Below are 25630 nucleotides of genomic sequence, written 5' to 3'. Positions count from 1 at the left end.
TTATAATATAAAGAATATCAGAAACGCTCCATGGTGTCAAAAATCAGTCCCCCACGACCCGGATCTCGGGCTCAAGCCGTACAGAAAATTTTTCTTCCACGGTTTTTTGCACCTTTTCCATAAGACAGATCACATCTGCGGCCGTTGCGCCTTTTGAGTTCACTATATAATTCGCGTGGAGTTCCGACACTCTTGCCCCTCCCGCAGAAAGCCCCTTAAGTCCTGCCTTCTCTATCAATTCACCCGCACTTTGTCCTTTTGGGTTCTTGAACACACAGCCGGCAGAGGCCTCTTTAAGCGGCTGAGCGGCTGCTTTTTTCAGCAAAACCCGGTCGATCTTTGCTTTGATCTTTTGCGGATCTGTCTTTTCCAGGTCAAATTGAACACGGCATATGATCATTTTGTTGCTTAGAAAAACAGAGGTCCTGTAATCAAAACCGCACTGTAAATGGTCAAAGGAGTGTTCTGTCCCGTCATAAGAAACCGCACTTACCTTTGACACCCTGTCCCCGATAGAAGAACCAAAGGAACCCGCGTTCATGGCAACGGCACCTCCAACGGTGGAAGGAATACCCGCAAGCTCCTCAAGACCCGAAAGGCCCCTGACATAGCACCGATTTATGAGTTTTGGAAGCCCCGCTCCCGCGCCGCAAGACACACGGCTGCCTTCAACACTTATAGTCTCAAGATCACCCGACAGCCTGATGACTGCGCCTTTTATCCCTTTGTCCCTGACAAGAAGATTTGAGCCTCTGCCAAAGACAAGCACCGGCACTCGGGCTCCTGCAAGGATAGAAAGGACTCCTCTTAATTGATCAATATTTGACACCCTGACAAAAAGTTCCGCGGGCCCGCCCACTCCAAAGGTCGTGTGCTTTGACATCGGCTCGTTTACAGAGACAGCCGCTGCGGTCTGTCTGATCTGGTCAGTCAGGCTGTTATTATTTCCCATTTGGAGAATTCAACTTTCGCTGGGTTTCCCTGAGCCTTGCGTACAGTTCTTTCCCGATAAGGTGAATGTCCCCGGCGCCTGCGGTGAGCACAAGGTCGCCTTCTTTGACAAGTCCGGCCAGATGGTCGGTTATATCCTGTTTTTTTGCTATGTAGGTCACATCCCTGTGCCCGTTATTTACTATCTCATCGGCAAGCGTCTGGCCGGAAATGCCAGCTATCGGAGCTTCGCTTGCCGCATAGATGTCGGTGATTATCACCTTGTCGGCATCCGCAAAACAGGAGCCGAACTCTTTTTTGAGGTGCATAGTCCTGGTATATCTGTGCGGCTGGAACACGCAGATAAGGCGCTTGACGCTGGCCCAGCTGCTTCTGGCAGACCGCAGAGTGACGGCTATCTCGGTTGGATGGTGCCCGTAATCATCATATATCAGAACCCCCATGGCTTTGCCAATGAGCTGGAACCTTCTTTTTACTCCGGTAAAGCACCTGAGGGCCGAACTGATGCTAAGAAAATCTATCCCCGCCTCCAGTCCGCAGGCAACGGCGGCAAGGGAATTTTCCACATTGTGCCTTCCTGGAACATTCAGTTTAATTTCTCCAAGCAGTTTACCCTTGTCATAGACCTCGAACTTGGAACTGCCCTCGCCAGGGACTATGTTCCGTGCCATGAGCTGAGCCTCTTTTTCAAGCCCGTAAGTGATTATTTTTGCCTCCGTTTCGGTCTCGTCAAGCAGTTTTCTGTTATATTCGCTGTCAGTGCATATTATCAGCGTTCCTCCCGGAGGAAGAAGCGCGGTAAAGTCAAGAAAAGCCTTAAACACAGCCTCTATCCCGCTGTAGTGGTCCAGATGGTCAGCTTCTATATTGGTCACCACTTCGATCCTGGGACGGAGGAACAGGAACGAACCGTCGCTTTCATCCGCCTCTGCTATAGAATACTGCCCTCCTCCAAGCGCAGCATTGCCGCCCACATCGTTATTTTCCCCTCCTATCAGAAAAGTCGGCTTTTGTGCCGTGCGGTCAAAAACAAGAGAGACCATGGATGTGGTGGTTGTCTTCCCGTGCGTACCTGCAACCGCGATCGGGACTTTGGACTGGCTCATGATCCAAGAAAGCATCTCTGCCCTTGGAACGATCTGTATTTGTTTTGCCTGCGCTTCTTTTAGCTCAGGGTTATCCTTTGAGATGGCGGAAGAATAGACCACAAGGTCCGCCTCTCTCACATTGCTTTCTAAGTGGCCGAAAAAGATATGGCCGCCCATGTCCCTAAGTCTTATGGTGTTGGCATTCTCCTTAAGGTCGGAGCCGGACACTTTGTAGCCCATCTCTATAAGTATCTTGGCGATGGCGCCTACCCCGCAGCCGCCTATTCCCATCAGGTGGACATTCTTTATCCTTCCCATATCAAAGGTCTTCAAGTATAAGCTCCGTTATCTTTTTTGCCGCGTCCTGTCTGTAGAACGAGCCCGCGGCCCGGCCCATTTTTTTTAAAGCATTATCATCACCCATTAATTCTATGATCATATCTGATATTTTTTCCGGGCTTAAACTATCATCACACCCAACAAAACATGCTCCTTTTTTCTCGAGGGCCCGCGCGTTCAGCTCCTGATGGCCTTCGGCTGAATAAGGGTACGGAATAAGAATGGACGGCAGGTTTTTGCAGGCAAGTTCGCTTATCATCGTGGCCCCTGCCCTGCTTAAGACAAGGTCCGCTGATGCAAGAGCGTCCCATATATTTTGGAGAAAAGGATAGCACCGGTAAAAAGTGCCCCCCAAAGAAAGCCCTGACACGGCTTTTTTTACTCTGTCAAAGTCCGCAGAGCCGGTAATGTGCACCAGGTTGTAATTGCCGCAAGAAAGAAATGGGAGCATTTTTACCACGAGCGAATTTATAGAGACAGAGCCCTGGCTTCCCCCCGTGACCAACAGTGTTCTTCTTGAGGGATCCAGACCAAGGGCCTTTGCAGCAATGTCTCTTGAAGATGTGAGGACCTGCTCCCTTACCGGGTTGCCTGTTAACAGCGCCCTGCCGCTCTTAAAATATTTGAGGCTTTCCTCAAAGGACACTGCCGTGATCCGTGCAAATCTTGATGAGGACCTGATCCCCCTGCCCGGCAGAACATTTTGCTCATGGAGGACTATCCTTTTCCCAAGGAGGAACGCGGCCAGGCAGCACGGAAGGCTCATGTACCCGCCGGTAGAAAAAACAGCATCCGGATCAAAGCGCTTCATTTCCTGAAAGACCCTGATGAACCCTGATATCACTGAGAACAAAGCAGGCAGATAGTCCAGCGGCCGGCCTTTTTGAAAGCCCCGCAGAGGAAGCCTGACCGTGGCATAAGGCTGGGCTTTAAGTATAATGTCTTCCACTTCTTTTGACGAGGTCAGAAAAAGCAATTTGACCGACGGCAGCTCCTTTTGCAGCTGCTGTGCCACGGCAACGGCCGGGTAAATGTGCCCGCCGGTCCCTGCCGCGCAGATAAGGACCTTCATTTTATTTCTCCGCGCCCTGACTCTGAGGATGAAATATTCATTATTACACCGATACTGAACAGCGTAAGGATAAGCGAAGTGCCTCCATAGCTGATAAGAGGAAGTGGTATCCCGGTGGTAGGCACCAGCCCTATCACTACGCCCATATTGATGACCACCTGGAGAAAGATAGAAGAAGCAAACCCGCAGGCAAGCAGATAAGCATATTTATCTTTACAGCTTAAAGCTATCTGAAAGCACCTAAAGATAAGCGCGGTAAAGGCCGCGATCAGCACAAGAGCCCCTATTAACCCGGCTTCTTCACAGATGACCGCAAAAATGAAATCCGTGTGGGGTTGAGGGATATAAAAGAATTTTTGCCTGCCCAGGCCTATGCCCAGTCCGAACAGGCCTCCTGAGCCCACCGCGATAAGAGATTGTATTATATGATAGCCGATGCCTTTGGGATCGCTCCACGGGTCCCTAAAGGCAAGCAGCCTGGCCAGCCTGTATGGCTCTATGATGCTAAGCACAAGTACGGCCCCGACAGAAAAAGCTGCCAGAACGCCAAGATGCAGGAATCGCGCTCCGGCAAGAAAGAACATCAGAAAGGAAGACCAAAAAATGACAAGTACGCTTCCAAGGTCAGGCTGCTTCATTATCAGAACGCATATCATGACCACAATCGCAAGCAAAGGAAGAAATCCCGAAATCAGGTCTTTTATCCTTTCGCCCTTGTTGGAAAGGGCGCTGGCAAGATAGACGACAATAGCGAATTTAACGAATTCCGAGGGCTGGAACTGAACAAAGCCCAGGTCTATCCATCTCACAGCTCCTCCCACCGACTTGCCCAGAAAGGGCACAAAAAGGAGCAGCAACGATAGGATTCCCGCCGCAAGGATAAAACCTGACCATTTTTTGTAAAGATTATGATCCAGCAGGGCCCCCGCAGTAAGCGCGCCCAGGCCCAAAGCAGTAAAGATCAGCTGTCTGATAAGATAATAGAATTGGTTCCCGTATTTTATAGCTTCTGCTGCGCTTGCGCTGAATACAGAGACAAGGCCGGCAGCCGTAAGGAACAGAGCCAGAAAAAGCAGGTAGTAGTCGGGCCGGCGCCTTAAAGTTCTAGCGTTCACTTGCATCTTCCATTCTTTTTACCGCCTCTTTAAACGCCCTTCCCCTGTGCTCATAATCATCGAACATGTCAAAACTGGCGCAGGCCGGAGACAGCAGCACCACATCTCCAGGCTGAGAAAGGCCGAAACTTTGTTTAACGGCCTCGTCAAGGCAAGAAGCCCTGCTGATGGAGTTAAAGCCTTCCTTAAGCAGCGCTTCTTCAAATCTGGAAGAAGCCTCCCCTATCAGGACCGCCGCCTTTGCCTCTGCCTTGATCAGGCGGCACATTTGCGCAAGGTCAACTCCTTTGTCCCTGCCGCCGAGTATGATCACTATGTTCTTTTTGCCTGCCAGGGCCTTAAGAGCGGCCTGCGTCGAATCCGGATTTGTGGCCTTTGAATCATTTACGAATTCAACGCCGTTGATCACGCCCGCAGTTTCGATCCTGTGCTCCACTCCCGCAAATTCCATCAGGACCGAAGCAATGGCTTCTTTTGGAACATCAAGGGCAAGGCAGGCGCTTGAGGCAGCCAGGCAGTTCTCCAGATTATGCGAGCCCCTCAGTTTGATAGCATCGACCGGACAGACCGCATCCACAAAATTGCCCCTGAGCCTGCATAGATAGCCCTCGTTAATAAAGGCCCCTTTTTCCGAGACAACTCCCTGGCCAAAAGGTATTTTTTGGCAGCGGGCTTGCTTTGCCAGCGCCTCAACAAGAGGATCTTTTGCATTGTAGACAAGAGCATCCTGCATGGTCTGGTTGGCAAAGATCCGCCCTTTGGCGGCACTGTAATTTTCCATGGTTTTGTGCCTGGCAAGATGGTCCGGAGTAAGGTTCAGAATCACACTGACATGAGGTTTGAACTTAAGTATGGCTTCCAGCTGATAACTGCTTACTTCAGCCACAACATAGTCGTATTTAGTATCGTCGACATTTATCAAGGGCTCTCCTATGTTTCCCGCAACCGCGGCCTTGTATCCGGCTTTTTGCAGGATCATTGCGATGAGAGTGGTGGTAGTGGTCTTGCCGTTGGTCCCTGTCACAGCGATCACGGGTTTTGTAAAGAAACCAAAGGCCAGTTCTATCTCGGAAATGACAGGTATGCCTTTTGCCGATGCGCCCTCCACGGCTGCATCATCCAGATGCACTCCCGGGCTTACGACAATAAGATCGCAGCCGGACAAAAACTCTGGGGTGTGGCCTCCGGTCTCAAGAGGAACATTAAGCGTCCTCAAAAAGTCTGCTGTCCCTGCCGGGATCCCGTTCAACGGTTTGCTTTCTGAGGCACAGAGCTGTGCTCCCAGCCCCGAGAGCTTTTTTATGACGGCCAGACCGCTTTTGCCGAGCCCGACCACACAGATCTTTTTGTTTGAGAGTTCTTCTATTTCCATTATCCTATCCTACGATCACCGCCAGGACAGCAAGCGCAAATGACGCCAGCCAAAAACCCGCGACCGTTCTTTTTTCTCCGGCCCCGGACAGTTCATAATGGTGGTGCAGAGGGCTCATCTTCAAAAGCCTTTTCCCCGTAAGTTTAAAATATGCCACCTGGGCCATTACTGAAACGGTTTCTGCAACATACACGCCGCCTATAAGCAGGAGCAGCAGCTCTTTGTGTAATATGACCGCTGCCGCGCAGAGCACAGCTCCCAGCGCAAGCGATCCGGTATCTCCCATAAAAATACGCGCCGGATTGCGGTTAAAAACAAGAAAAGCGCCCAGGCTTGCGCCTGTTGCAAAACAGAGCGCGGCCGTTTCGATATTGCCCTGCAGCAGCGAGATCAGGGTAAGTGCGCCAAAAGAAAAGATCAGGCAGCCGGCCAAAAGACCGTCGAGCCCGTCGGTAAGGTTGGCAGCGTTAGAGAACCCTACGGTCAAAAATACGATAAAAGGCAGATAAAGCCAGGCATATCCAAGGCCTATCGTTCTTAAAAAGCCTTCTACCGAGGCTTCGTGCCCGAGAAATATCAGGTATGAGCCAAAAGCAAGAGCAGCAAAGATCTGGAGCCCCATTTTCTGCGAAGGAGAGAGCCCTGCGTTCTTCCCATGGAGCAGACCAAGCAGATCGTCCAAAAAGCCTATCAGGCCGTATGCAAGCATAAGAAGCAGCACAGCAGTAAATCTTGCGTCAAAATCGACAAAGATGAGACAGGCTGCTGCAGCAGAGACCACTATGGCAACGCCTCCCATTGTAGGAGTGCCTGCTTTTGAAAGGTGGCTCCTGGGCCCTTCTTCCCTAATGCTCTGCCCCAGGCCAAAATGCCTGAACACGGCTATCAGCGCATAGGTAAGCCCAAAGCACAGCACGAACGAAAATCCGCCAAGGAGGATAAAATATATCACAGATAGATTATAACAAAAAGCGTATTGCATATCTCGAACCTTATCACGAACACGCTTCGCGAATGATCTCAAACACTTCCCGCGAAAGGAGACCGCAAACAGCTCGAAATATCGCTAAAGAAAAGACTCTGCTAAGCACAAATCTTCTGCATTCGAGTATGTTCGAGGAATTCGCGCGCCTGATTTCGAGGAAGATCTTTCGCATTAATTCGTGTCCGGGTGTTAGAGATGTTGAGGCCTTCACTTACGACAATAAATGAAGGCCCCTGATGCATCAAATGGGGGCTATAATTTGGCTGTGTAGCCCAAAGAGATCTGCGTGTCCGAGACACTGGCGCCGCCGATAGTGATCGAGTTCAGCGCCACTTCGCCGATGATCGCGGACGATGTTGACAAAGCCATCTGCGAGCCAACAGCGATTTCTACATTGGACCCCGTAACACCTGCTCCCTGATTCAAGCTGTGATACACAAGAGCTCCGTACGGAACCCATGGAACTATGACCTTGCTCACGATTGCGCCGACACCTATATCACCCTGGACTGTCTGGAACGATCCCAAACCTGTGATATTGGATGTTACCGTTGAAGACTGGTAACCAAGAACACCTGCAACCGATACGGGCATGTCTTTCTTGTTTTCCGCCAAAAACTGGTATCTGGCCGCAAGCCCCATCATGATACCGCTTGACGAAGACAATCCCACAGGCAGACCGGACTGAGTACCGTATCCCACCTTTGCAAAAACGTCCAGTTTGTCCATGACTCCGTATCCCAAAAAGCCGCCGCCCGAGATCTGCGTCACATTTGCTCCGATATTGGTATCATACCGCCCTGCTGCCAGCCATCCCATCTTACCTGCTCCCAAAGGACTTGCGGTGAGAAGGATTTCTGCGCTTACAACGGATGATAGAGCAACAACAACTGCAATAGCTAATACTATTCTTTTCATTTGTTCACCCCCTTTTCTTGAGTGATTTTAGTCGAGGTTTGCGGTTTTGTCAAGAAGTTTTGCGCGCAAAAAAAAGGCCTTTGTACCCCTAGAATACAAAAGGCCTTAATATGAACCCGTTTTTAGACTACAGATAGATGTGGGCTCCAACAGTCCCGGCGCCGAGGATCGAGAAAGTCGTGGTCCCCGCCGTGGATGTGATCGATATCGGCCACACCTTGAATTCTACAACCAATCCCGAATTGATCTTTGCGTCAACTCCGCAGGTTATCGCTCCGGTCCATGTTGTAGCTCCTGCTGTTGAATTCAGATAAAAAGCGCCTCCCATATTGACCTCGTTTCCCGAGATCCTTGTCAGGTCAGCGTCTCCGGCCAGCATTAGGTTGAAAGTGCTGGTCCCCGCAGCAGAAGTGAACGAAAGCCCTCCGTAGCCGCGAGCATCATCAGAGAAATTATACCTTGCAGAAGGCATCCCTCCCGAAAGTCCCAGTCCCCACTTGCCCGCATCTCCTGAATGCATCACTCTTGCAGGAGCAGCGGACAGAGCCGGAGGAGCCGGCACTGCTTTTACGGTAGTTTTTGTGGAACTCTTGGTCGTGGCAAAAGGCAGTGCAAAGGCGGTTGATGTAACCACCAGCAAAGACACCATCGCCACTCCTATGATCTTCTTCATTTCTTCACCCCCTCTCATAATAACCTTGTCCTCGTCCTTGTCCTTGTCCTTTTCTGATCTCTGACCTATCCCTTATCTGCTTCCCCTCAAAAAATTCGCCAAAAAATTAGCCGCGATATCTTTGCAGCCCAGGCCAAAGGCGATAGCACCCGACAGGGCAAAGAAGCCCAGTATTATGTCTGGCCTGAAGATGTCTGAAGAAGGTATTCCCAGTTTTTCCAGCCCGGCCACCGCGCCAAAGATCACCACTACATACAGATTGATCCTGGCTATCAATTTGTAGCCGGGAAGATATATGAGGGCTCCTATAAAAGAGATGAGCTGCGAAAGGAGAAAGGCAAGCAGAACCGCGAGCATGAACACAAAGACCGCGCTGACCACATTTACACTGATATAGTGCAGCGTAAAGCGCAGGATAGAGATGGCGCGCAAAAATCTGAAGGCATAGATTATCCAGACTACCGAGGAGAACAAAAATGCCCAGAAAGCGATATCGCCTGCCAGCTCCGAAAAAGGGTTCTTTATCTCTGCCTTTCTAAGCAGCTTTTCCAGCCCAATCCTCTCCGACAGTGAATTGACCCCTGTCAGGCTAAGCAGATATACAACAGAGGCCTGCAACGCCTTGCCTATAAGCACAGCGATAACAAGAGCGGCCAGCGCCCAGGAAAGTTTAACTATATGGATGCCCAGAGGAGTAGAGAACAGGGAAAAGATGTCAGCGGCTCCTGTCATGAAAGGCCCTCCTTTTGTCAGCCGGCGGTTATCGTCAGGATAAGAGAGACCGTCACAAAGGTGACGGCGGCTACCATCGTAAGCCTGTCGAGTCCCTTTTCAAGTCCCTGTTGGGAGCCGAACATGTGGGCAGAGCCACCGATGCCTCCAAGCCCCTCGCCCTTGGCGCTGTGCAGCAGCACAAGGATGATGAGCGAAAGCCCCGAGATCAATTGCAGACCCAGAAGTAGTAGTTTCATACTGCCCCATTATGACAGACTGTTTTTTTAGAGTCAATCGGAGAAGACTTCATTTTATGGGAGCCACTCCGGCCAGTTCTCCTATGACATTGACAAGTTCGGAATTGGTCGGCACCACTATTTTAGAGTTGCTTGCCAGGGACCTTTCTACGGTCTCGAGTTTTTTAAGCAGCTGGGCGTTGCCGACAAAATACTTATCAGCCGCTTCGTTGACCAGCTTTATCGCCAGAGCCTGGCCCTCTGCCTCAAGGATGCTGGCCTGCTTTTTGCCCTCGGCCATCTTTATTTCGGCCCTTCTCTGTCCGTCGGCCATCGTCTCCGTTGCGGAGGCAAAGTCAACAGCCGCCACTTTTTCGTTCTCCGCCTTAACTACCTTGTTCATGGTCTCCTGCACATCTTTGGGAGGATCTATCTCTTTCAGTTCCGTTCTTACTATCTCTATGCCCCAGTTCTTGGTCTCTTCCCTCATCGTCTTCTGCAATTCGCTGTTTATCTTGCCTCTTTCGCTGTTGGCCTCTTTAAGGGTAAGTGTTCCGATTATGTTCCTCAGAGTGGTCCTTGCCAGGTTCACTATCTGATACCTGTAATCGTTGACATTGTACTGGGAGTTCTTAACGCTTTCTTCGTCGGACTTCACCTTAAAATAGATCTGCGCGTCCACCCTGGCATTAAGGTTGTCGTTGGTTATTATTTCCTGCGGAGCGGCATCCACCATTACTTCAGTGATGTTGACCAGGTACAACTGGTCTACAACTGGGATGATCCAGTTAAAGCCCAGGTTGGCAAACTTCCTGTATTTCCCAAATCTCTCAACCAGCCCCCTGTGCGTGGGGCGCACTATCCTGATCCCTGCCAAAAAAATGATGATGACAGCGGCCAGCAAAAAAGAAAGCATAAAGGTCCCTCCTATGAACTAAAGGTTAGCAGAAGGCCTTTGGCCGTGTCAAACCGCTTCAGAAGACCCGGCAGTTATTTTGCTCTGCCTTTTTCGTCCCAATCCAGACTCATTGTTTTTTTGCCGTTCACCCTCACATAGAATTTTTTTATCTGGCCGTTGGGATACCATTCTTTCTCGATATATTCGCCCTTGTCAGTGGAGCTGCCGTGGTATTCCTCAATTGCCCTGCCGGAAGTGGAAGGGGTCCATTTGCCCTTGACCCTAAAACCAAAATTATATGATGATCTTGGCGATCCCACCAAAATGGCCGTGACTTTTCCGCGGTCCCTGCCAAAATAATTGACGACCACCCGGCTTTCTAATCCTTCGTAGTAAGCATCGTAATCCGCTCCGGCGGAACTTCCCTGCACCTTTTTCCAGCCCGGCTTGACATGTCTGCCAAGGACTTCGCTTACAGTAGGAGCAACCCGGCTGTCCCTGTAATTGCCTCCGGAAGCTGCTGTTTTTTCGGAAGGCGCGGAGGTTTTTTTCGGCTCTGCAGCTGCTGGAGCGGTTTTTTCGGCCTCGGGAGCGGGAGTCGCAGCGGGCTTTTCACTTTTATCTGCAGATGGTTTTTCTTCCGGGTTTGCCGTCATTTTCTCTTTTCCAAGATAGATGTTGAACGCTTTTATGTGGCTGCATTTTTCCCTGACACTGATCTTCTGTATCTGTGAGAGCATGTTCTTAACGGCAGGCTGGGCCTCGTCCCACAGCACATATTTCTGCACCATATCAACGGTGAACTCGGCCGCGTCCAATGCGCCTCCCACTCTTTTTGCGATAGCCTCGCCGTATTCCTGAAGCTGTTCCTTTGTTCTGCTCTTTGCCTGCCTTTTGACCTCCTCGACATAGGCATCCTTAAGAGCGTCTTTTGCCTTGCCAAAAGCCTGTTCCGCCAGTTCACGGACCTTTGATTTGTCCAGCTTTGGCAGAACAAAGTTATCAATGATATGGTCCTCTATCTGTTCGTATGTTTTGCCGCCGAATTCGTCTCTCATCATTTTTCTGAGCTTTTGCCTCATAAGGCTGTCAGCGGCATCCTTCATAAGGTCGCTCCATTTGGCTTCGTATACTTTTGACAGAAGGTCCTCCGACTTTTCCCACATTATGGAGGACATCTCGGCAACATCCTGCGCCGACCATACTGCCGTGTTCTTGATTATTTCCCATGCGGTGGACCTGTCGATCTGGGCTTCCCTGTAGTAATTTTCCCAGTAGTCAGCCTTGATTATCTGTTTTGTGAGGTCCGTGTAGCGCGGATCTAACGGTTTTACAGAGTTTCTCTGTGCCATCAAAGCCTTGCCCTTGCTCTCCCATTTGTTCTGCAGTTTTTTGAACATCTCAATTTCATGGCCGGTCAGGGCAAAAGCCATGGAAGAAATAAGTGACGCCGCAAGCAAGACAGGTATTATTTTTTTCATATTGTTTTTCTCCGCTACCCGGTCCTTTTAAGACCGTTCCAGAGGAATAACGACATTCTTTGCTTCTTCGGGAAAATTGAGGTCTATCACTGTGCCTCCGTGTTTGCCTCTGCCGGCGCGCCAGTCTCTTTCGTCAACCCCGGCCTTTATCATATACTGGCTTCCCTGAGCTAAGTCCAAGGCAAACTTTCCGCTCCCGTCTGTCACTACCCCTCTGTCGTACACAACACGCCTTGCCTTAAGATCACTTATTAGATAGGCTTTCACCTCTATTCCCGGCACCGGCTTGCCGCTTTCGGTCACCATACCGCTCACCAAAGTCCTTCCTGCGGCAACGGCCTTCATCGTCTGCGCAGGAGCTGATTTTTCCACTGAACCTGTCTGCCCGTCCTTTTTCAGCCACACCTTTAGGTTGTCAAAAGAGGCCGAGGTTTCTTTTCTGGCATAAAATCCGATCTTTCCCGACCTGATCGTCCTGTCCGTGACCTGGAAAGCCTGCTGCCCGTTCACCGTAACAGTTATGAGATTGTCTTCCACATCCACGACCACTCTGTTAAAAGTTGAAGGATGCGCCTTTACGCTTTTCCATCCCGTCAGGTTCTTGATGTCGCCGTTCACAAGGATAAGAGCGCACTTGGCTGCACGGTTGAACAACACCATATAGGTGTGGCTGTTGTCCCTGTACTTGAACATGAGGCCGTAGGTGCTTTCATGAGCACCGCCGCGGAATTTCATATCAACTTCTATTCTTCCTTCTGAAAAGACCAGCCTGTTCCAGGTTATGGACTGGGAAATGTCTTTGTTATAGACATAGTACTCCCCGTTCTTTACCTGGGTGTCCCCCATTGAGTACCATTTGTTGTTATTGCTCTGGAAATCGTCCGCAAAATCGGGGAGTTCAGCCGCGGACAGAGGTGCAGAAACGGACAGAGCCAACACAACAGCAAGGAACAGTTTCATCATTGCCTATCTCCTTTTGGTAAATTTTTTCAATTATATGACAAAGCCGCGGGACTGTCAAACCGCTTTTATCCGTGGCGCAGAAGGAGCATCACAAAAATGCCGAGCAGAATGAACAGGAGCTGGAGCCAGGCCCTGGGAAAATCCCTCTGCCCGTGCAGCGAGGGTATGAGGTCCGAGGCAGCTATATAGATAAAGCCTCCCGCGGCTATCGGCAGCAGAAAAATGATCCCTTCTTTAATACTGGCGCCAAAGAGGAGAACGAACAGCGCCCCTGCAACGGCAAAAAGGCCTGACAATAAGTTCATCAAAAGCGCTTTTTTGGGCTCGAGGCCACCGTGAACAAGAACTCCGAAGTCCCCTATCTCCTGAGGGATCTCGTGGAGGATGACCGCGACAGTGGTGGCTATCCCGACTGGAATGCTTATCAAATAACTGGCAGCAATGGCAAGCCCGTCAAAAAGGTTGTGCGCGCCGTCCCCGATTATGTTCATAAAAACTACAGGGTGAGGATGGTCCTTAGATGTCGGGACATGGCAGTGGCGCCACAGGACAAACTTTTCGAGAACGAAGAAAAATAGTATGCCCGCAAGCACCAGAAGAGACGCTTCTGTTATGCCTCCTATCTCTTCAACGCTTTCAGGGATAAGATGTACAAAAGCACCGCCCAAAAGGCCTCCCACGGCAAAACTGACCATATAAAAAAGAAGTTTTTTGAGGAGCTCGGGTTTGAGAGCAAGAGTAAAGGCCCCGATCAAAGAGATGGAACTGATCAGAAAGACGGATACAAACACATATATCCAGACATTGATCATTTTCCAGATTATACCACATTAACGGGCAGGCTCAGAATTCTAAGGTCAAGCCCGCCGTTGCTATGCTGCTGGAAACATCGCTCATGGCAATTGAATAACCCGCGTCCAGCCTTAAAGAGCGGGTAGCCTGCCAGCGACCTGCCACCTGAACATTGTTAAGCAGTCCTCTCTGAAGACAGCACGAACCGGTATATTCTATCGCCGTCTCTATACCAGAACAGATCTCTTTTTCAAAAGCGGCGCCGTAGACAAAAGTATCGTCATGGGAAGAATTGGCTGCATCACCGATCACCGTATAGCCGGCATTAAAATGGGACCTTATCCCTGCCAGGTCTTTTGACAGGATAAGCAACAGAGCATAATCCGTAAATCCGGAGCCCAGGCCTGTTGCTGCATCTCCGTTGGTGAGTTTCACATCAAGCCTTGCGCTCACTCCCTCTTCCTCTGAAAGATCCTTAATCCTCAGTTTTGCGTGAAGCACGGCATCAGCAAGCCCTGATACAGCGGATGTGTTGTAAGGAAGTTCCAGCCCCAGGTCAAATCCGGGAAAGAAACCTCTCTTTAACTGACAAACCAAACCCTGAGAATCACCGCCGCCGGCCTTAGGCGAAATGAAGTTATATCCGGCCTCAAACTCGTATGCGCCGGGGTCCAGAGTGCCGTAGTCATCTGTCACAAGAGGCCTTGCAGCAAAAGCCGCGGAGGACGTCAACATAATTAACGCAACCAAAAACACCGACATTTTGTTCATTCCGTTATTTCCTTTCTTCATAATATAGACAGCCAGCCAGAACACCGCCAGGGTTATCATGACACCGGCTATCCCTGCTGTAGCAGTGGACAGTCCTCCTTCGGGAACTCCGGGAGTGCTGTAATCGGGCAGAGGAGCGCTTCTTTCCTGCGCGCTCTCTATGAACCCAAGATTTTCCGCCACCTTTTCGAGGCCGTCCGGATGGCTTGAGGCAAAGAACGAAGCCGCGACCGCAACAAGAAGGACAGCAAAAAATACTTTCTTCATTTAATATCCTCCTTCTTCGGCCCGTCGGTGAGAGCTCTAAAAAGATAAACAAACGCAACTGTTATGGCAGCCTCAGCCAGGCCTATCAGAGCATGCACCTTGAGCATTGCAGAAGATACTGCTCCGAGCTCTATAGTACCCGAGAACCCTATCTGAAGCGAACACATCAGAGATGCAAAAAATACCGAACACCAGGCCGCAACAGCTATGGAGAGCCACTCGGGCAGCGCCTTATTGAGCCAGTAATATATGTAGTAGCAGCCCAAAGACCCGATAACGGCCATATTTACAATATTGGCCCCCAGGGCCAGGGCTCCGCCGTCGGCAAAAAAAAGCATCTGCACAGCAAGCACCACCGAGATCACAACAGCTCCTGCAAAAGGGCCTACTATCACCGCGGCCAGAACTCCTCCTATAAGATGCCCCGAGGTGCCGCTTTCTATGGGAAAATTGAACATCTGCGCCGCAAAAACAAGAGCGGCAACCATTCCCATTTTATAGATCTGCTGTTCCCCAAAGCCCGTAAGCACTCTTTTGCCGCCGCCAAGGACCTTATTGACACCCGCCATTGCCGCAGCGGGCATCACAGCGGTTACCGCCTGTCTGACCCTGGCAGCACAATATGCCAGAGCCACTGCGGCCGCCCCCATCATTCCTGCGGACATTTTTGGGTCCAAAAAACCATCCGGAATATGCATTAGAGTCCCTCCCCTGTTGAAGTCATGACAAGCTTGCCGTGCTTAACTCCTTTTGTGGCAATAAGCCTGTCCGCAATGGACGAGATAATATCCCCCTTTCCTTTAAGGATTATCACTTCAGCGCAGTTATGCGCGTCAAGATGAATGTGCGTGGAAGCAATTATATTCTGATGATGATCGTGCTGTATGTCCGTCAATTTGTCCGAAAGCAGCCTTGCGTGGTGATCATAAACCAGTGTCAGCGTCCCCACGACCTCCTTTTTCCTGTCCTTCCATTCTTCCTCGACCAGATGCTCCCTGGTAAAATCCCTGAGAGCTTCTGAACGATTGGCATAACCCTTAAGCCTGACAATGCGGTCCAGCTTGGCCAGCAGTTCCTTTTCCATAGAGATCCCGAACCTTTTTATTTTTGTCATAGTAGCACTATTATTACATTGTTGCTACCGGATGTCAAGACAGGGACATTCTTGACTTTCGTCCCGGCATGCTTATAATTATGTAGACAGAACTTGAAAGGCTACTGACAATGAAAAAAATGCTTCCGGGCGCTCTTGCGCTTGCCATTATAATGCTCAGCACAACTGCCTTTGCCTTAACCAAAGAAACCTTTAAGCTGTCTTCTTCCGCCTTTGAGGACGGAGAAGTTATTGACCTTCAATACGCCGGCCCCGGGATAAAAGGAGGAGGGAATATCTCGCTGCCTCTGACCTGGGAAGGCGCACCCAATGATACCGTTTCCTTTTCTATCTCTATGGTGGACCTGACAGATAATAACCTCATCCACTGGGCGGTACTTAACATCCCCTCCTGGGTAACCAACATAAGCAGAGCGGCGTCTCCCTGGTACATGCCATACGCCTGCTCGGAGCTGCGCAACGCCTTCGGCACCATCGGCTATGCCGGACCGGACCCGGAAAAGGGCTCGGGCCCTCATGTTTATGAGATCACACTGTACGCCCTTAACAGAACAATAGACATAAAGGGCAACCCCTCGTTTGAAGACATAAGGCACCACGTTTTTGGCGCAGTGATGGGCAAAGCGTCTATACGGGGAAAGTTCGAGAATAAGTGATCTCGCCTGTGATCTGCGGTCTGCAGTCTACGATCCCCGGTCTGCCGTCTCCCTGCCTCCATTTGGACGCTGGAAATTGGACATTTTCCCCTACTGCTCCCTGTCTGCAGTCTTCGGGCTGCTATTCCTGTGGCGCGAAAATTGCTGTAAATACGGGGATAAGGAGGGTTTTCATATGGAACGAGCTCACGGACATGAGGGATGTGTTGAAAAACACCACAGTGAGGCCTTGGTTCCCGCAGAAGTCATTGAAAAGAGGATTCTATTGATAAGGAAACAAAAAGTTATGATAGATTCTGATCTTGCAGAATTATACTGCGTTGATACTAAACAGCTTGTCAGACAGGTGAATAGGAATATCAAACGATTTCCGAATGACTTCATGTTCCGGCTTAACAAAGAAGAGTCCACAAACTTGAGGTGCCAATTTGGCACCTCAAACTGGGGAGGCAGAAGACACCTGCCATATGTCTTCACAGAACAGGGAATTGCCATGTTATCGAGTGTGCTAAAGAGTTCTCGGGCGATCCAAGTCAACATTCAGATCATGCGAACTTTTACAAGACTGCGCGAAATGCTCATGCATCACCAGGACTTAAAAAGGAGGATCGAAGAAATGGAAAAGAAGTACGACGGTCAATTCAAGATCGTTTTTGATGCCTTGAGGCAAATGCTGCATGAAAAAGAAAAACCCAAAGCCAAGATCGGGTTTTTAAGGGATTAAATCAATGGACCTACCGAGAGTCGAACTCGGATCTCGGCGTTGCGAACGCCGCGTACTACCACTATACGATAGGCCCGGACTCGCAAAAGCAGCTCCTTAATCAATGAATTGGAATCCATATTTTGCGAGTCCCCTTGTCCTTGTTCTTGTCCTGCTCAAGAGGAGCTTTTGCTCCTAGGACAAGGACGAGAACAAGAACAAAACTATGCTATTTCTTCCAAACTCTCTTCTTGACTTTGACCTCAACTTCTTCCGTCGGATAAATGTCCTCAACTATCTCATCCGGCTCAAACCAGAGCTTTATCTCGACCTCCGCTTCTTCGGGGGTCGCGGAACAATGCACAACATTCTCAAAGATCCCTTTTGAGGTTATCCTGCCGTACTGTCCCCTGATGCTCGAAGGATCTGCCTCTTCCGGATTAGTTATGCCGGCAAGTTTTCTGACCTTGCCCACGGCGTCCTCGCCCGTATAAACAAGAGCAAGGACCCTTCTGTACGGCTTATCATAAACATCGCCGCAGATATAATCCACCACGTTCTTGAAAAAAGGCTGGTCTTTCAGATGCGCATAGTGTTTTTCAGCCAGTTGCCGGCTTACATGCATCACTTTGGCCCCCAGGATGCGCAGTTTGGTTTCTGACAGCCTGGAAAGAATGTTCCCAGTAAGTGATTTTTTTATGCCGTCCGGCTTGATGATGACCAGGGTCTTGGTGTTTGCCATTGTATCCCTTTCTTATTTGTCCTGAAGTATCGCGATACCGGGAAGGACCTTGCCTTCCAAAAATTCCAGCGATGCCCCGCCTCCTGTAGAAATGTGAGTTATCTTATCCGCCACTCCTGCTTTGTCAACTGCCGCTGCGCTGTCCCCTCCCCCGACTATAGTGACCGCCTTTGATTCCGCAAGGGCTTTTGCTATCTCTATCGTGCCCCTTGCGAACTTGGGGTTCTCAAAAATACCCAGAGGGCCGTTCCAGACCACGGTACCGGCGCTCTTTACCGCGTCTTTAAACAGTTTTATCGTATCGGGACCTATATCAACCCCCATCATGTCGGCCGGGATCTGTCCTGCCGGCACGGTCTTAGCGGGTGCATCAGTAGAAATGTCAGAAGTAACAACATCATCGACCGGGACCAGGAGTTTTAAGCCTTCCATCCCCTTGAGTTCGGCCCAGATGAGCTTGGCCTGGTCAAGGAACTTGGCCTCCACAAGCGATTTGCCGACCTCTATCCCCTGGGCCTTCAAAAAGGTATAGATCATTCCTCCGCCTATGATGAGAACATCAACTTTTTTTGCCAGGTTCTTGATGACGCTTATCTTGGTGGACACTTTGGCCCCGCCTATTATGGCAACGAACGGCTTTTTGGGATTTGAAAGCGCTCCGCCGAGGAATTTTAGTTCCTTCTCTATAAGGAACCCGCAGACCCCGGGAAGCAGGTGGGCAACTCCCTCTGTTGAAGCATGCGCCCTGTGGGCGGTGCCAAAAGCATCATTGACATAGACATCCGCCAGCGCCGCCAGTTTTTTTGAAAAATTCTCGTCGTTTTCTTCCTCTTCCTTGTAAAACCTTACATTCTCAAGAAGGGTCACATCGCCTTCGGCCATCTTTGCAACGGTGTTCTCCACTTCTTCGCCGATGCAGTCGTCAAGCTTAACGACCTTTTTCCCCAGCAGAGAGCTCAACCTTTCGCCTATGGCATTGAGGCGCAGTTCTTCCGTAACTCCGCTGGGCCTGCCAAGATGCGACACAAGGATCACCTTTGCCCCTTTGCCCGCCAGGTATTTTATGGTGGGAAGGGCTTCCTTTATCCTGCGGTCGTCAGTTATCGCTCCGGTCTTTTTGTCCCTGGGCACATTAAAATCCACCCTGACAAGGACCCTCTTGCCTTTAAGTTCGCTGTCTTTGAGGTCTGCTACGGATTTTTTCATCTTCCCCTCCTTTTTGGCCATAAGACCAAAAAGGGCGCTTGCGCGCCCTTTTGATCGAACAAAACCTACAGCCCCTTGCCTATCATCTTGACAAGCAGGTCAACCACCCTGTTTGAATAGCCCCATTCGTTGTCGTACCAGGACACGAGTTTGAAGAACCTTTTTTCTCCCTTTAGATTGTTCTGAAGGGTAGCGAGAGAATCATAGATGGAAGAGCGCTCGTCGTGGATAAAGTCCGTTGAAACGACCTCTTCGGCGGCCACCCCGAGGATGCCCTTGAGATATGAGCCGGAAGCCTTTTTAAGCAGAGAATCGATCTCCTCTATTGAGGTGTCCTTGGCCGAGCGGAAGGTAAGGTCAACCACCGAGACATCGGCTGTAGGCACGCGGAAGGACATTCCGGTCAGCTTTCCTTTGGTGGAGGGAAGGACCTCTCCTACCGCTTTTGCGGCACCGGTAGAGGACGGAATGATGTTGATGGCCGCAGCCCTTCCGCCTCTCCAGTCCTTTTTGGAAGGACCGTCAACTGTCTTCTGTGTTGCTGTGTAAGCATGGATCGTGGTCATCAGTCCTGTTTCGATACCGATGCCTTCTTTAAGAAGCACATGCACCAGAGGAGCAAGGCAGTTGGTGGTGCAGGAGGCATTGGATACGATGTGATGCTTTGAAGCATCATATTCACCGTCATTTACCCCCATGACGATGGTCTTTACCTCTCCTTTGCCGGGAGCGGAAATTACCACCTTTTTTGCGCCTGCATCAAGATGTCCCTTGGCCTTGTCGGAGCTGGTAAAAAGCCCTGTGCATTCCAGCACAACCTCTACTCCAAGTTCTTTCCAGGGAAGCTGTGAAGGCTCCTTGGTGGCCATTACGCATTTTACCTTTTTACCGTTAACCACCAGAACATCGTCCTGGGCGGCCGAGGGGCTGCTTTTTTCGGTCTTAATGTCGGCCTTGAACCTGCCGTGCACCGAGTCATACTTTAACTGGTACGCAAAATACTTTGCGTCAGTGCTTATATCGACTACAGCAGCCACTTCGACCTCTTTACCGATCACGCCCTTTTCCACCAGGGCCATATAGACCAGCCTTCCTATCCTCCCGAACCCGTTGATCCCGACTTTAACCGCCATCATGGTCTCCTTTCATTCTTTTAAGTTTTGCGGCAAGCCCATTATAACATACGGAACTGAACCTTTTCAGCGGCAGCGACCTGCCGGCGGCCAGCAGTCCCGTCATCACAAGAAGCGCCGCGGCAAGAGCCCCAAGCAGCTCGGCGCCCTTAAGCGCATAGCCTTCGGCAACAAGCAGTTTGGCCCCTCCTATCACCTTTTGAGTGTCCGATTCCATTATTCTGACCAGATGAGTGCCCCTGCGCGCGGTATCCCCGTACTCGCTTTTACCGCTCCACTCCACCTGGTTAAAACCGGCAGAGCCTCCTGTCTGTCCCGCGCGGTACTCCTTTTTTGCCAAAAGCCTTCCGCCGGGGCCGAAAATATAGACAAAAACATCCGTATCTTTTTCCAGCACATAGGAGATCATGGCGCTGCCCCTTCCCGGGTCAAAAGGGTCCGGACTTACAATAACGCCTTCCTGGCAAAGCGCCTGCGCCGAAAATACGGCGATGATAGCGGCTGTTATTGCGACAACTGTTCTTTTCACGGCAATATAAATATAGCATAATACAGGCACGAACTGATACAATTGTGAGCGTACATGAACAGGACCACACAGATCGCCGCCGCTGTTTTTTTTGCCGCTGCCGCGGCGCTGGGGCTTTTGTACCTTATCCTTCCGGACATAGACCTTATGGGCGACAAAAGAGCCGAAAAAGTGCTCGAGATCTACGGCACCAGGGCCGTGGGCTGGTCGCAGGGTAAAAAGACCTTTGAGCTTACCTCCTCATACGGCTGGGCCAACCGCTTTCAGGACAAGGCCTGTTTTGAAGAAGTTAAGGACGGCTCCGTATTTCAGGACAACAAGGTCGTGATCAAGAACATTAAGACGGGAAGGGTCGAGGTGAACACTTCGCTCAAAGAGACCTCCGCTTTTGGAGGCCCGGGCTCTGCAAAAAGGGCCTCCGCGCTCGTGGACCTTAAGGGCAAAGGGGATTTTTCCCGTTTTTCTTTTAACTCCATGAAGTATGACCACAGGACCGAAAGAGCCTCTTTTTTCGGCAGCCCTCTGGTCCTGGGAAAGGACCTCACGCTTTCCTGCACGACACTTGAAGTATTCTATCTTGAGAAGAGGTCCCGTCTAATGGGAAATGTCCTGATGAAGACAAAGGGAACAAGAAAGAAAAATACCGCTGTGCGCTCATCCGCAGCCGAGGTCTTTAACGAGACCGGCAATATCAGTTTTTTTGACGGTGTTTCTGTAATTCAAAAAGACAAAAAAGCTTTCTGCGACCTGATGAGCTACGACACTTCTGCCAGCAGGATGGTCCTGACGGGAAATACAAAGATCGTCTTTAAAAGCGCACCGCTCATAAAAAAAGAAAGGCTCAAAAGCCTAAGGAACCCCGAAACCAAAAAAGCGCTTGAGAGCGAGACCGAACTTAACTGTTCGTCCTTTGACCTCTCTCTTGAGAGCGGCAACGCAGTTGCCCGGGGCGGCGTTACCGTAAAGCAAAAGGGACAGCAGGCAAAGTCTGACAGCGCGCTTTACAATGAGGATAAAGAGACCATCTCGCTTTTTGGCAATGTGCTGTTAAAGCGCAGGGACGAATGGCTCAAGACAAAAAAGGTCGTGGTACATCTTAAGGGCGAGAGGTTCGAGGCCGAGGGCGATGTGGAAACACTTTTCAAACTTAAGAAATGATCAGAAGAAAAGTTTGACCCTGCGCATGGAAATGCTCTGAAGCACGCCTATCGAGGCCAGGTTCATAATTAGCGAGGTCCCTCCAAAACTGACCAGCGGCAGAGGAATGCCGACAACGGGAGCCATCCCCAGCGTCATGCCGATGTTGACAAAAACATGGAACAGGTACATCGAAGCTATCCCCACTGCAACGAGCGAGCCAAAGAGGTCCCTGGATCCCAGGGCAATGGCAAGCGCCCTCCAGATGATAGTTAGAAAAAGGAGAAGCACCAGCATTGTGCCGATAAGCCCGAACTCCTCGCCGACAGCCGAAAATATGAAATCGGTCCACTGCTGGGGAATGAACTGCAGCTGGGTCTGCGTGCCCCGCAGGAATCCGGAGCCGAAAAAGCCGCCGGAGCCTATGGCTATCTGCGATTGTATAGTATGGTAACCTGCGCCAAAGGGGTCCGCCCCCGGGTTAAGAAAAGAAAGAAATCTTTCTTTCTGGTATCCCTTGAGCATATTCCACAGCTGCGGCAGAAGAAGCCCTGCCGCAAGGCCGGCGCCAAAAACGGAGCAGCTTTCCCAGAGCCCGGGTTTGAGCACCCACAGGAGCCCGCAGAGCGCAATAAGATAAACAGCCCACAGGACGGGATGAAAGCAAAAGACCACGCTCAACAAAGGCGCTATTAGAGCAAGAACAACTGCAAGGGACGGAGCTCCGGTCAGCGCCATGCCGTAGGTTATCGCCACGAGGACAAGGGAAGTCCCCAGGTCCGGTTGCTTAAAGATGAGAAGGAACGGGACCCCTATCAAAATGCCCAGCAGGAGCAGGTCGGAAAGGGTCTTTAAGCCTCCTCTTACGCTGATGAACCTTCCCACCGCAAAGATCATCACCAATTTGGCTATCTCAGAAGGCTGAAGGGAGAAAAAGCCTATCCCGATCCACCTTTGCGCCCCGTAAGTTTGCGACCCTGCAACAGCAACAGCCCCCAGCAAAAGAAGCATCCCCCCATAGAACCAGAGCCAGGTGTTCTCAAAGTGCGAATAGTCCAGATAGGAAAAGAGCAGCAGCGCCGCAAGGCCAAGCAGAAAAGAGACCAGATGCCGCTCGACGAACATGAAAGGGTCCGGCCTGATATCGTCAAATACCGTGCTCTTTTTTGAAAGCATCGAAAAAGTTGAGGAATAGATGGACAGAAAACCGATAATGACAAGCAGCGCCGCGCAGATCCACAGCGCGGTATCAGAATTCCTGAGTAGCCTGAAGTTTATCATTTTAGCGCCCGGATAAGAGCCCTGGCCTTATTGCAGCTTTCCTCGTATTCTTTTGAAGGCGAAGAATCAAGGACGATCCCCCCCCCCGCCTGAACATAAGCGGTCTTATTTTTTACCAGGATCGTCCTGATCGTAATGCAGGTGTCAAGGTCGCCGTAAAAATCAAAGTACCCCACCGCTCCCGCGTACGGCCCGCGTTTAGTGTTTTCCAGCTCATCGATTATCTCCATCGCCCTTATCTTTGGAGCGCCGGACACGGTCCCTGCTGGGAACGCGGCCTTAAAAAGGTCAAAAGCGTCTTTTCCTTTTTCGAGCGTTCCTTCAACATTCGAAACTATATGCATGACATGGGAATATTTTTCTACATCCATTAGCCGGGTGGCCTTAACGCTGCCCTTTTCACAAACCTTTCCGAGATCGTTCCTTGCCAGGTCCACCAGCATTATATGCTCCGCTTTTTCCTTTTCATCGCTCAAGAGCTCTCTTTCAAGGGCGAGGTCCTCTTCTTCTCCGGAGCCTCTTTTGCGGGTCCCGGCAATGGGACGGACGGTGGACTTTGTTCCTTCCAGTCTTACCATGACTTCGGGCGAGGACCCGATAAGCTTTACATCATCGAACTTCAAATAGTACATGTACGGCGAGGGATTTATTGCGCGCAGGATCCTGTAGACGGTAAGAGGTTCTCTTTTAAGCGGCGCCGTAAACCTTTGAGAAGGTACTACCTGTATGATATCCCCTGCCTTGATATACTCTTTTGCTTTTACGACATTTTGCTCAAACTCGATCTTAGTAAAATTGGAGGACAGGCGGAACTCCGGCGGCTCATCCGGGAGCTCAAGCTGTTTTAATTTTACCGGCGCTTTTAGCCTGCGGATGATCTCTTCTATCTTTTTCACGGCCAGATCATAAGAAGCGGAAGGATCATTTTTTATCCTGGCATTTGATATCACATTTATCATGTGTTTTACATGGTCAAAAGCGATTATCGTATCGGTGAACAGGAGCTGGATATCGGCAAGGCCAAGGTCATCCGGATTCTTGTCGGGTATGTTTTCGATAAACCTTACGGCATCGTATGCAATATATCCTACCGCCCCGCCGTGGAACCGGGGAAGCCCTTCCACTTTCATGGGCCTGTGTTCCTTCATCAGTTTTTTTAGGACTTCAAAAGGATCTCCTTTTAACACTTCGGTCCGCTTTTTTTTATCAAAGGCCGTTATCCTGATCTCATCATTCTTGCTCTGAAAGAGCATATACGGCTCACAGCCAAGGAATGAATAGCGGCCCACATTCTGCCCCCCTTCGACGCTTTCGAGGAGGAACGAATAGCGGCCTTCTATCTTGGCAAAAGCCGAGACCGGGGTCTCGATATCGGCCATGATATTGCGGCATATCGGGATAAGATTGCCTTTTTTGGCCAGCTTCAGGAAGTCTTTTTTATCTGGATAGTACATCTTTTAATAATTTTACCGCGGTCGCGATCAAAAATAAACCGAAGATCATTTTGAGGTCCCTTGAGCAAAAAGAGCAGGCAAGCGCAGACCCAAGATAGGCTCCAATAACCGAACCAAGGATAAGGTACAGTGCTTTTTGAAGATCCACCTGATCTCTCATATAGTAGGCGTAAGCGCCCATAAAAGCCGTCGGGATGATGACGGCAAGGGATACTCCCTGAGCAAGATGCTGCGAAGCGCCAAGTATAAAGACGGCCGCAGGTATCAGGATGGTGCCCCCGCCCACTCCCAGAAGCCCGCTAAAGACCCCTGTAAGACCCCCCGCCGCTATCACCAGCAATAGTGTTGCTGTGCTCATAAGAACATCTTTATCCCTACAGCGATCATGAAGACCGCATAAATTATCTTGAGCGAGCGCTCCGAAAGCTTTCCCGCCCAAAAGCTGCCCAGATAGGCTCCGGCAAAACTCCCGATAGACAGCCAGATCACATAATGTAAATTAATATGGCCGGCCCGTCCGTAATACATTGCTCCCACCGCCGCTGTCGGTATAATGACCGTAAGGGATGTCCCTTGCGCCCTGTGCTGTGTCATGGACAAAAAATACACCATGGCAGGCACCATGATGATGCCCCCTCCTATGCCGACGAGCCCGCTGAGGAACCCGGCAGCCAGCCCTATTGCCGCTGTCTTGAGCTTAATATCGCTTCTCCCAGTATAAGGTCTTCCTGCGTTGTTATTTTAATGTTCTCGTAAGAGCCGTTTATCATCTTAACTTTTTCACCGAGGCGCTCCACCAGTCTTGCGTCATCGGTTGCAGTTATCCCGAGTTTTTCCGCCCGCTCATAAGCTTCCTTGATAAGAGAGGCCTCAAACACCTGCGGCGTCTGTACCTGCCAGAGCAGTTCGCGGTCAAGGGTATTGGATACCAGTCTTTCATCATTTACCAGTTTAATAGTGTCCTTGACAGGCATCCCCACAATAACCGCTCTGTGGGCCCTGGTCTCGCTGACCGCGTCCAGTATCATTTCCCTTTAAAC

Annotated in this window: 29 protein-coding genes and 1 tRNA gene; 3 read left to right on the top strand and 27 right to left on the bottom strand. The window is 50.4% G+C overall.

Annotation, left to right across the window (positions count from 1 at the left end; translation table 11 throughout):
* Positions 1–43: 43 nt before the first annotated feature.
* The 17 genes from murB to nikR form a co-directional block, all read right to left on the bottom strand.
* Positions 44–952, bottom strand: a complete 909-nt coding sequence (gene murB / locus WC490_04055; GenBank protein MFA5097783.1) for a UDP-N-acetylmuramate dehydrogenase — start codon at positions 950–952, stop codon at positions 44–46.
* Positions 942–2372, bottom strand: a complete 1431-nt coding sequence (gene murC, locus WC490_04050; protein MFA5097782.1) for a UDP-N-acetylmuramate--L-alanine ligase — start codon at positions 2370–2372, stop codon at positions 942–944. The genes murB and murC overlap by 11 nt, the downstream gene beginning before the upstream one ends.
* On the bottom strand, positions 2359–3450 hold the full coding sequence (murG, locus tag WC490_04045) for an undecaprenyldiphospho-muramoylpentapeptide beta-N-acetylglucosaminyltransferase (protein ID MFA5097781.1): 1092 nt from the start codon (positions 3448–3450) through the stop codon (positions 2359–2361). The genes murC and murG overlap by 14 nt, the downstream gene beginning before the upstream one ends.
* Complete coding sequence (gene ftsW, locus WC490_04040; GenBank protein MFA5097780.1) at positions 3447–4565, bottom strand: putative lipid II flippase FtsW; 1119 nt, start codon at positions 4563–4565, stop codon at positions 3447–3449. Before ftsW ends, murG begins: the two co-directional genes overlap by 4 nt.
* Complete coding sequence (gene murD, locus WC490_04035) at positions 4555–5937, bottom strand: UDP-N-acetylmuramoyl-L-alanine--D-glutamate ligase (GenBank protein MFA5097779.1); 1383 nt, start codon at positions 5935–5937, stop codon at positions 4555–4557. The genes ftsW and murD overlap by 11 nt, the downstream gene beginning before the upstream one ends.
* A 4-nt stretch (positions 5938–5941) precedes the next feature.
* On the bottom strand, positions 5942–6889 hold the full coding sequence (mraY, locus tag WC490_04030) for a phospho-N-acetylmuramoyl-pentapeptide-transferase (GenBank protein MFA5097778.1): 948 nt from the start codon (positions 6887–6889) through the stop codon (positions 5942–5944).
* Positions 6890–7174: 285 nt separating this feature from the next.
* Positions 7175–7840 (bottom strand): hypothetical protein, encoded by a 666-nt coding sequence (locus WC490_04025; protein MFA5097777.1) that lies wholly within the window; start codon positions 7838–7840, stop codon positions 7175–7177.
* Positions 7841–7967: 127 nt separating this feature from the next.
* A complete protein-coding gene (locus WC490_04020) occupies positions 7968–8513 on the bottom strand; it encodes a hypothetical protein (protein MFA5097776.1) in 546 nt (181 codons plus the stop codon).
* Between the two features lie 72 nt (positions 8514–8585).
* Positions 8586–9245 (bottom strand): hypothetical protein, encoded by a 660-nt coding sequence (locus tag WC490_04015; GenBank protein ID MFA5097775.1) that lies wholly within the window; start codon positions 9243–9245, stop codon positions 8586–8588.
* A 17-nt stretch (positions 9246–9262) separates the two neighbouring features.
* Positions 9263–9484, bottom strand: coding sequence for a preprotein translocase subunit SecG (gene secG / locus WC490_04010; GenBank protein ID MFA5097774.1), 222 nt, complete (start codon positions 9482–9484; stop codon positions 9263–9265).
* 49 nt (positions 9485–9533) lie between these two features.
* The gene (locus WC490_04005; protein MFA5097773.1) at positions 9534–10379 is read right to left on the bottom strand and encodes an SPFH domain-containing protein; all 846 of its coding nucleotides are present in this window, start codon (positions 10377–10379) and stop codon (positions 9534–9536) included.
* A gap of 74 nt (positions 10380–10453) precedes the next feature.
* On the bottom strand, positions 10454–11842 hold the full coding sequence (locus WC490_04000; GenBank protein MFA5097772.1) for a hypothetical protein: 1389 nt from the start codon (positions 11840–11842) through the stop codon (positions 10454–10456).
* A gap of 27 nt (positions 11843–11869) precedes the next feature.
* Positions 11870–12805, bottom strand: coding sequence for a family 16 glycoside hydrolase (locus WC490_03995; protein MFA5097771.1), 936 nt, complete (start codon positions 12803–12805; stop codon positions 11870–11872).
* Positions 12806–12870: 65 nt separating this feature from the next.
* On the bottom strand, positions 12871–13617 hold the full coding sequence (locus WC490_03990; protein MFA5097770.1) for a ZIP family metal transporter: 747 nt from the start codon (positions 13615–13617) through the stop codon (positions 12871–12873).
* Positions 13618–13648: 31 nt separating this feature from the next.
* Positions 13649–14635: a PDGLE domain-containing protein gene (locus WC490_03985; GenBank protein MFA5097769.1), complete on the bottom strand. Its 987-nt coding sequence runs from the start codon at positions 14633–14635 to the stop codon at positions 13649–13651.
* Positions 14632–15333 carry an energy-coupling factor ABC transporter permease gene (locus WC490_03980; protein ID MFA5097768.1) on the bottom strand — a complete coding sequence of 234 codons (702 nt, stop codon included), beginning with the start codon at positions 15331–15333 and terminating at the stop codon, positions 14632–14634. The genes WC490_03985 and WC490_03980 overlap by 4 nt, the downstream gene beginning before the upstream one ends.
* A complete protein-coding gene (nikR, locus tag WC490_03975; protein ID MFA5097767.1) occupies positions 15333–15749 on the bottom strand; it encodes a nickel-responsive transcriptional regulator NikR in 417 nt (138 codons plus the stop codon). Before nikR ends, WC490_03980 begins: the two co-directional genes overlap by 1 nt.
* Before the next feature lie 110 nt (positions 15750–15859).
* On the opposite strand from nikR, the gene WC490_03970 reads away from it, so the two are divergent.
* Both WC490_03970 and WC490_03965 read left to right on the top strand, forming a co-directional pair.
* Positions 15860–16405, top strand: a complete 546-nt coding sequence (locus WC490_03970; protein ID MFA5097766.1) for a YbhB/YbcL family Raf kinase inhibitor-like protein — start codon at positions 15860–15862, stop codon at positions 16403–16405.
* Between the two features lie 76 nt (positions 16406–16481).
* Positions 16482–17129 (top strand): ORF6N domain-containing protein, encoded by a 648-nt coding sequence (locus tag WC490_03965; GenBank protein MFA5097765.1) that lies wholly within the window; start codon positions 16482–16484, stop codon positions 17127–17129.
* 5 nt (positions 17130–17134) lie between these two features.
* On the opposite strand, the gene WC490_03960 is transcribed toward WC490_03965, so the two are convergent.
* The 5 genes from WC490_03960 to WC490_03940 all read right to left on the bottom strand — a co-directional run bounded on the left by WC490_03960 (position 17135) and on the right by WC490_03940 (position 20718).
* Positions 17135–17205, bottom strand: a tRNA-Ala gene (locus WC490_03960).
* A 132-nt stretch (positions 17206–17337) separates the two neighbouring features.
* On the bottom strand, positions 17338–17850 hold the full coding sequence (locus WC490_03955; GenBank protein ID MFA5097764.1) for a nucleoside-diphosphate kinase: 513 nt from the start codon (positions 17848–17850) through the stop codon (positions 17338–17340).
* 12 nt (positions 17851–17862) lie between these two features.
* Positions 17863–19056 carry a phosphoglycerate kinase gene (locus WC490_03950; GenBank protein ID MFA5097763.1) on the bottom strand — a complete coding sequence of 398 codons (1194 nt, stop codon included), beginning with the start codon at positions 19054–19056 and terminating at the stop codon, positions 17863–17865.
* Positions 19057–19121: 65 nt separating this feature from the next.
* On the bottom strand, positions 19122–20189 hold the full coding sequence (gene gap, locus WC490_03945) for a type I glyceraldehyde-3-phosphate dehydrogenase (GenBank protein ID MFA5097762.1): 1068 nt from the start codon (positions 20187–20189) through the stop codon (positions 19122–19124).
* A complete protein-coding gene (locus tag WC490_03940) occupies positions 20179–20718 on the bottom strand; it encodes a hypothetical protein (protein ID MFA5097761.1) in 540 nt (179 codons plus the stop codon). Before WC490_03940 ends, gap begins: the two co-directional genes overlap by 11 nt.
* Before the next feature lie 54 nt (positions 20719–20772).
* Between WC490_03940 and WC490_03935 the strand changes: the two genes are divergently transcribed.
* Positions 20773–21876, top strand: coding sequence for an LptA/OstA family protein (locus WC490_03935; protein ID MFA5097760.1), 1104 nt, complete (start codon positions 20773–20775; stop codon positions 21874–21876).
* On the opposite strand, the gene rodA is transcribed toward WC490_03935, so the two are convergent.
* From rodA to WC490_03910, 5 genes are read right to left on the bottom strand one after another with little or no spacing between them, the layout of a single operon-like run.
* Complete coding sequence (gene rodA, locus WC490_03930; GenBank protein ID MFA5097759.1) at positions 21877–23136, bottom strand: rod shape-determining protein RodA; 1260 nt, start codon at positions 23134–23136, stop codon at positions 21877–21879. It lies immediately after the preceding gene.
* The gene (gene trpE / locus WC490_03925; protein ID MFA5097758.1) at positions 23133–24590 is read right to left on the bottom strand and encodes an anthranilate synthase component I; all 1458 of its coding nucleotides are present in this window, start codon (positions 24588–24590) and stop codon (positions 23133–23135) included. Before trpE ends, rodA begins: the two co-directional genes overlap by 4 nt.
* Positions 24574–24948 carry a sulfite exporter TauE/SafE family protein gene (locus tag WC490_03920; GenBank protein MFA5097757.1) on the bottom strand — a complete coding sequence of 125 codons (375 nt, stop codon included), beginning with the start codon at positions 24946–24948 and terminating at the stop codon, positions 24574–24576. Before WC490_03920 ends, trpE begins: the two co-directional genes overlap by 17 nt.
* The gene (locus WC490_03915; GenBank protein MFA5097756.1) at positions 24945–25232 is read right to left on the bottom strand and encodes a sulfite exporter TauE/SafE family protein; all 288 of its coding nucleotides are present in this window, start codon (positions 25230–25232) and stop codon (positions 24945–24947) included. Before WC490_03915 ends, WC490_03920 begins: the two co-directional genes overlap by 4 nt.
* A 35-nt stretch (positions 25233–25267) precedes the next feature.
* Positions 25268–25618 carry a 2-C-methyl-D-erythritol 4-phosphate cytidylyltransferase gene (locus WC490_03910; protein MFA5097755.1) on the bottom strand — a complete coding sequence of 117 codons (351 nt, stop codon included), beginning with the start codon at positions 25616–25618 and terminating at the stop codon, positions 25268–25270.
* Positions 25619–25630: the final 12 nt, after the last annotated feature.

It is taken from the genome of Candidatus Margulisiibacteriota bacterium, assembly GCA_041650635.1.
In the GTDB taxonomy this organism is placed as follows: Bacteria; Margulisbacteria; WOR-1; order JAKLHX01; family JBAZKV01; genus JBAZKV01.
This window is presented reverse-complemented; position numbering and strand designations above follow the sequence as displayed.

Coding starts and splice junctions, on each gene's coding strand:
- WC490_04015 (MFA5097775.1), bottom strand. CDS start 9,245: ATGACAGGAGCCGCTGACATCTTTTCCCTGTTCTCTACTCCTCTGGGC.
- rodA (MFA5097759.1), bottom strand. CDS start 23,136: ATGATAAACTTCAGGCTACTCAGGAATTCTGATACCGCGCTGTGGATC.
- nikR (MFA5097767.1), bottom strand. CDS start 15,749: ATGACAAAAATAAAAAGGTTCGGGATCTCTATGGAAAAGGAACTGCTG.
- WC490_04000 (MFA5097772.1), bottom strand. CDS start 11,842: ATGAAAAAAATAATACCTGTCTTGCTTGCGGCGTCACTTATTTCTTCC.
- WC490_03970 (MFA5097766.1), top strand. CDS start 15,860: ATGAAAAAAATGCTTCCGGGCGCTCTTGCGCTTGCCATTATAATGCTC.
- WC490_03995 (MFA5097771.1), bottom strand. CDS start 12,805: ATGATGAAACTGTTCCTTGCTGTTGTGTTGGCTCTGTCCGTTTCTGCA.
- WC490_04025 (MFA5097777.1), bottom strand. CDS start 7,840: ATGAAAAGAATAGTATTAGCTATTGCAGTTGTTGTTGCTCTATCATCC.
- WC490_03985 (MFA5097769.1), bottom strand. CDS start 14,635: ATGAAGAAAGTATTTTTTGCTGTCCTTCTTGTTGCGGTCGCGGCTTCG.
- gap (MFA5097762.1), bottom strand. CDS start 20,189: ATGGCGGTTAAAGTCGGGATCAACGGGTTCGGGAGGATAGGAAGGCTG.
- WC490_04005 (MFA5097773.1), bottom strand. CDS start 10,379: ATGCTTTCTTTTTTGCTGGCCGCTGTCATCATCATTTTTTTGGCAGGG.
- WC490_03950 (MFA5097763.1), bottom strand. CDS start 19,056: ATGAAAAAATCCGTAGCAGACCTCAAAGACAGCGAACTTAAAGGCAAG.
- murD (MFA5097779.1), bottom strand. CDS start 5,937: ATGGAAATAGAAGAACTCTCAAACAAAAAGATCTGTGTGGTCGGGCTC.
- WC490_03990 (MFA5097770.1), bottom strand. CDS start 13,617: ATGATCAATGTCTGGATATATGTGTTTGTATCCGTCTTTCTGATCAGT.
- WC490_03955 (MFA5097764.1), bottom strand. CDS start 17,850: ATGGCAAACACCAAGACCCTGGTCATCATCAAGCCGGACGGCATAAAA.
- secG (MFA5097774.1), bottom strand. CDS start 9,484: ATGAAACTACTACTTCTGGGTCTGCAATTGATCTCGGGGCTTTCGCTC.
- murG (MFA5097781.1), bottom strand. CDS start 3,450: ATGAAGGTCCTTATCTGCGCGGCAGGGACCGGCGGGCACATTTACCCG.
- WC490_03920 (MFA5097757.1), bottom strand. CDS start 24,948: ATGAGCACAGCAACACTATTGCTGGTGATAGCGGCGGGGGGTCTTACA.
- murB (MFA5097783.1), bottom strand. CDS start 952: ATGGGAAATAATAACAGCCTGACTGACCAGATCAGACAGACCGCAGCG.
- WC490_04020 (MFA5097776.1), bottom strand. CDS start 8,513: ATGAAGAAGATCATAGGAGTGGCGATGGTGTCTTTGCTGGTGGTTACA.
- WC490_03935 (MFA5097760.1), top strand. CDS start 20,773: ATGAACAGGACCACACAGATCGCCGCCGCTGTTTTTTTTGCCGCTGCC.
- trpE (MFA5097758.1), bottom strand. CDS start 24,590: ATGTACTATCCAGATAAAAAAGACTTCCTGAAGCTGGCCAAAAAAGGC.
- WC490_03910 (MFA5097755.1), bottom strand. CDS start 25,618: ATGATACTGGACGCGGTCAGCGAGACCAGGGCCCACAGAGCGGTTATT.
- WC490_03980 (MFA5097768.1), bottom strand. CDS start 15,333: ATGCATATTCCGGATGGTTTTTTGGACCCAAAAATGTCCGCAGGAATG.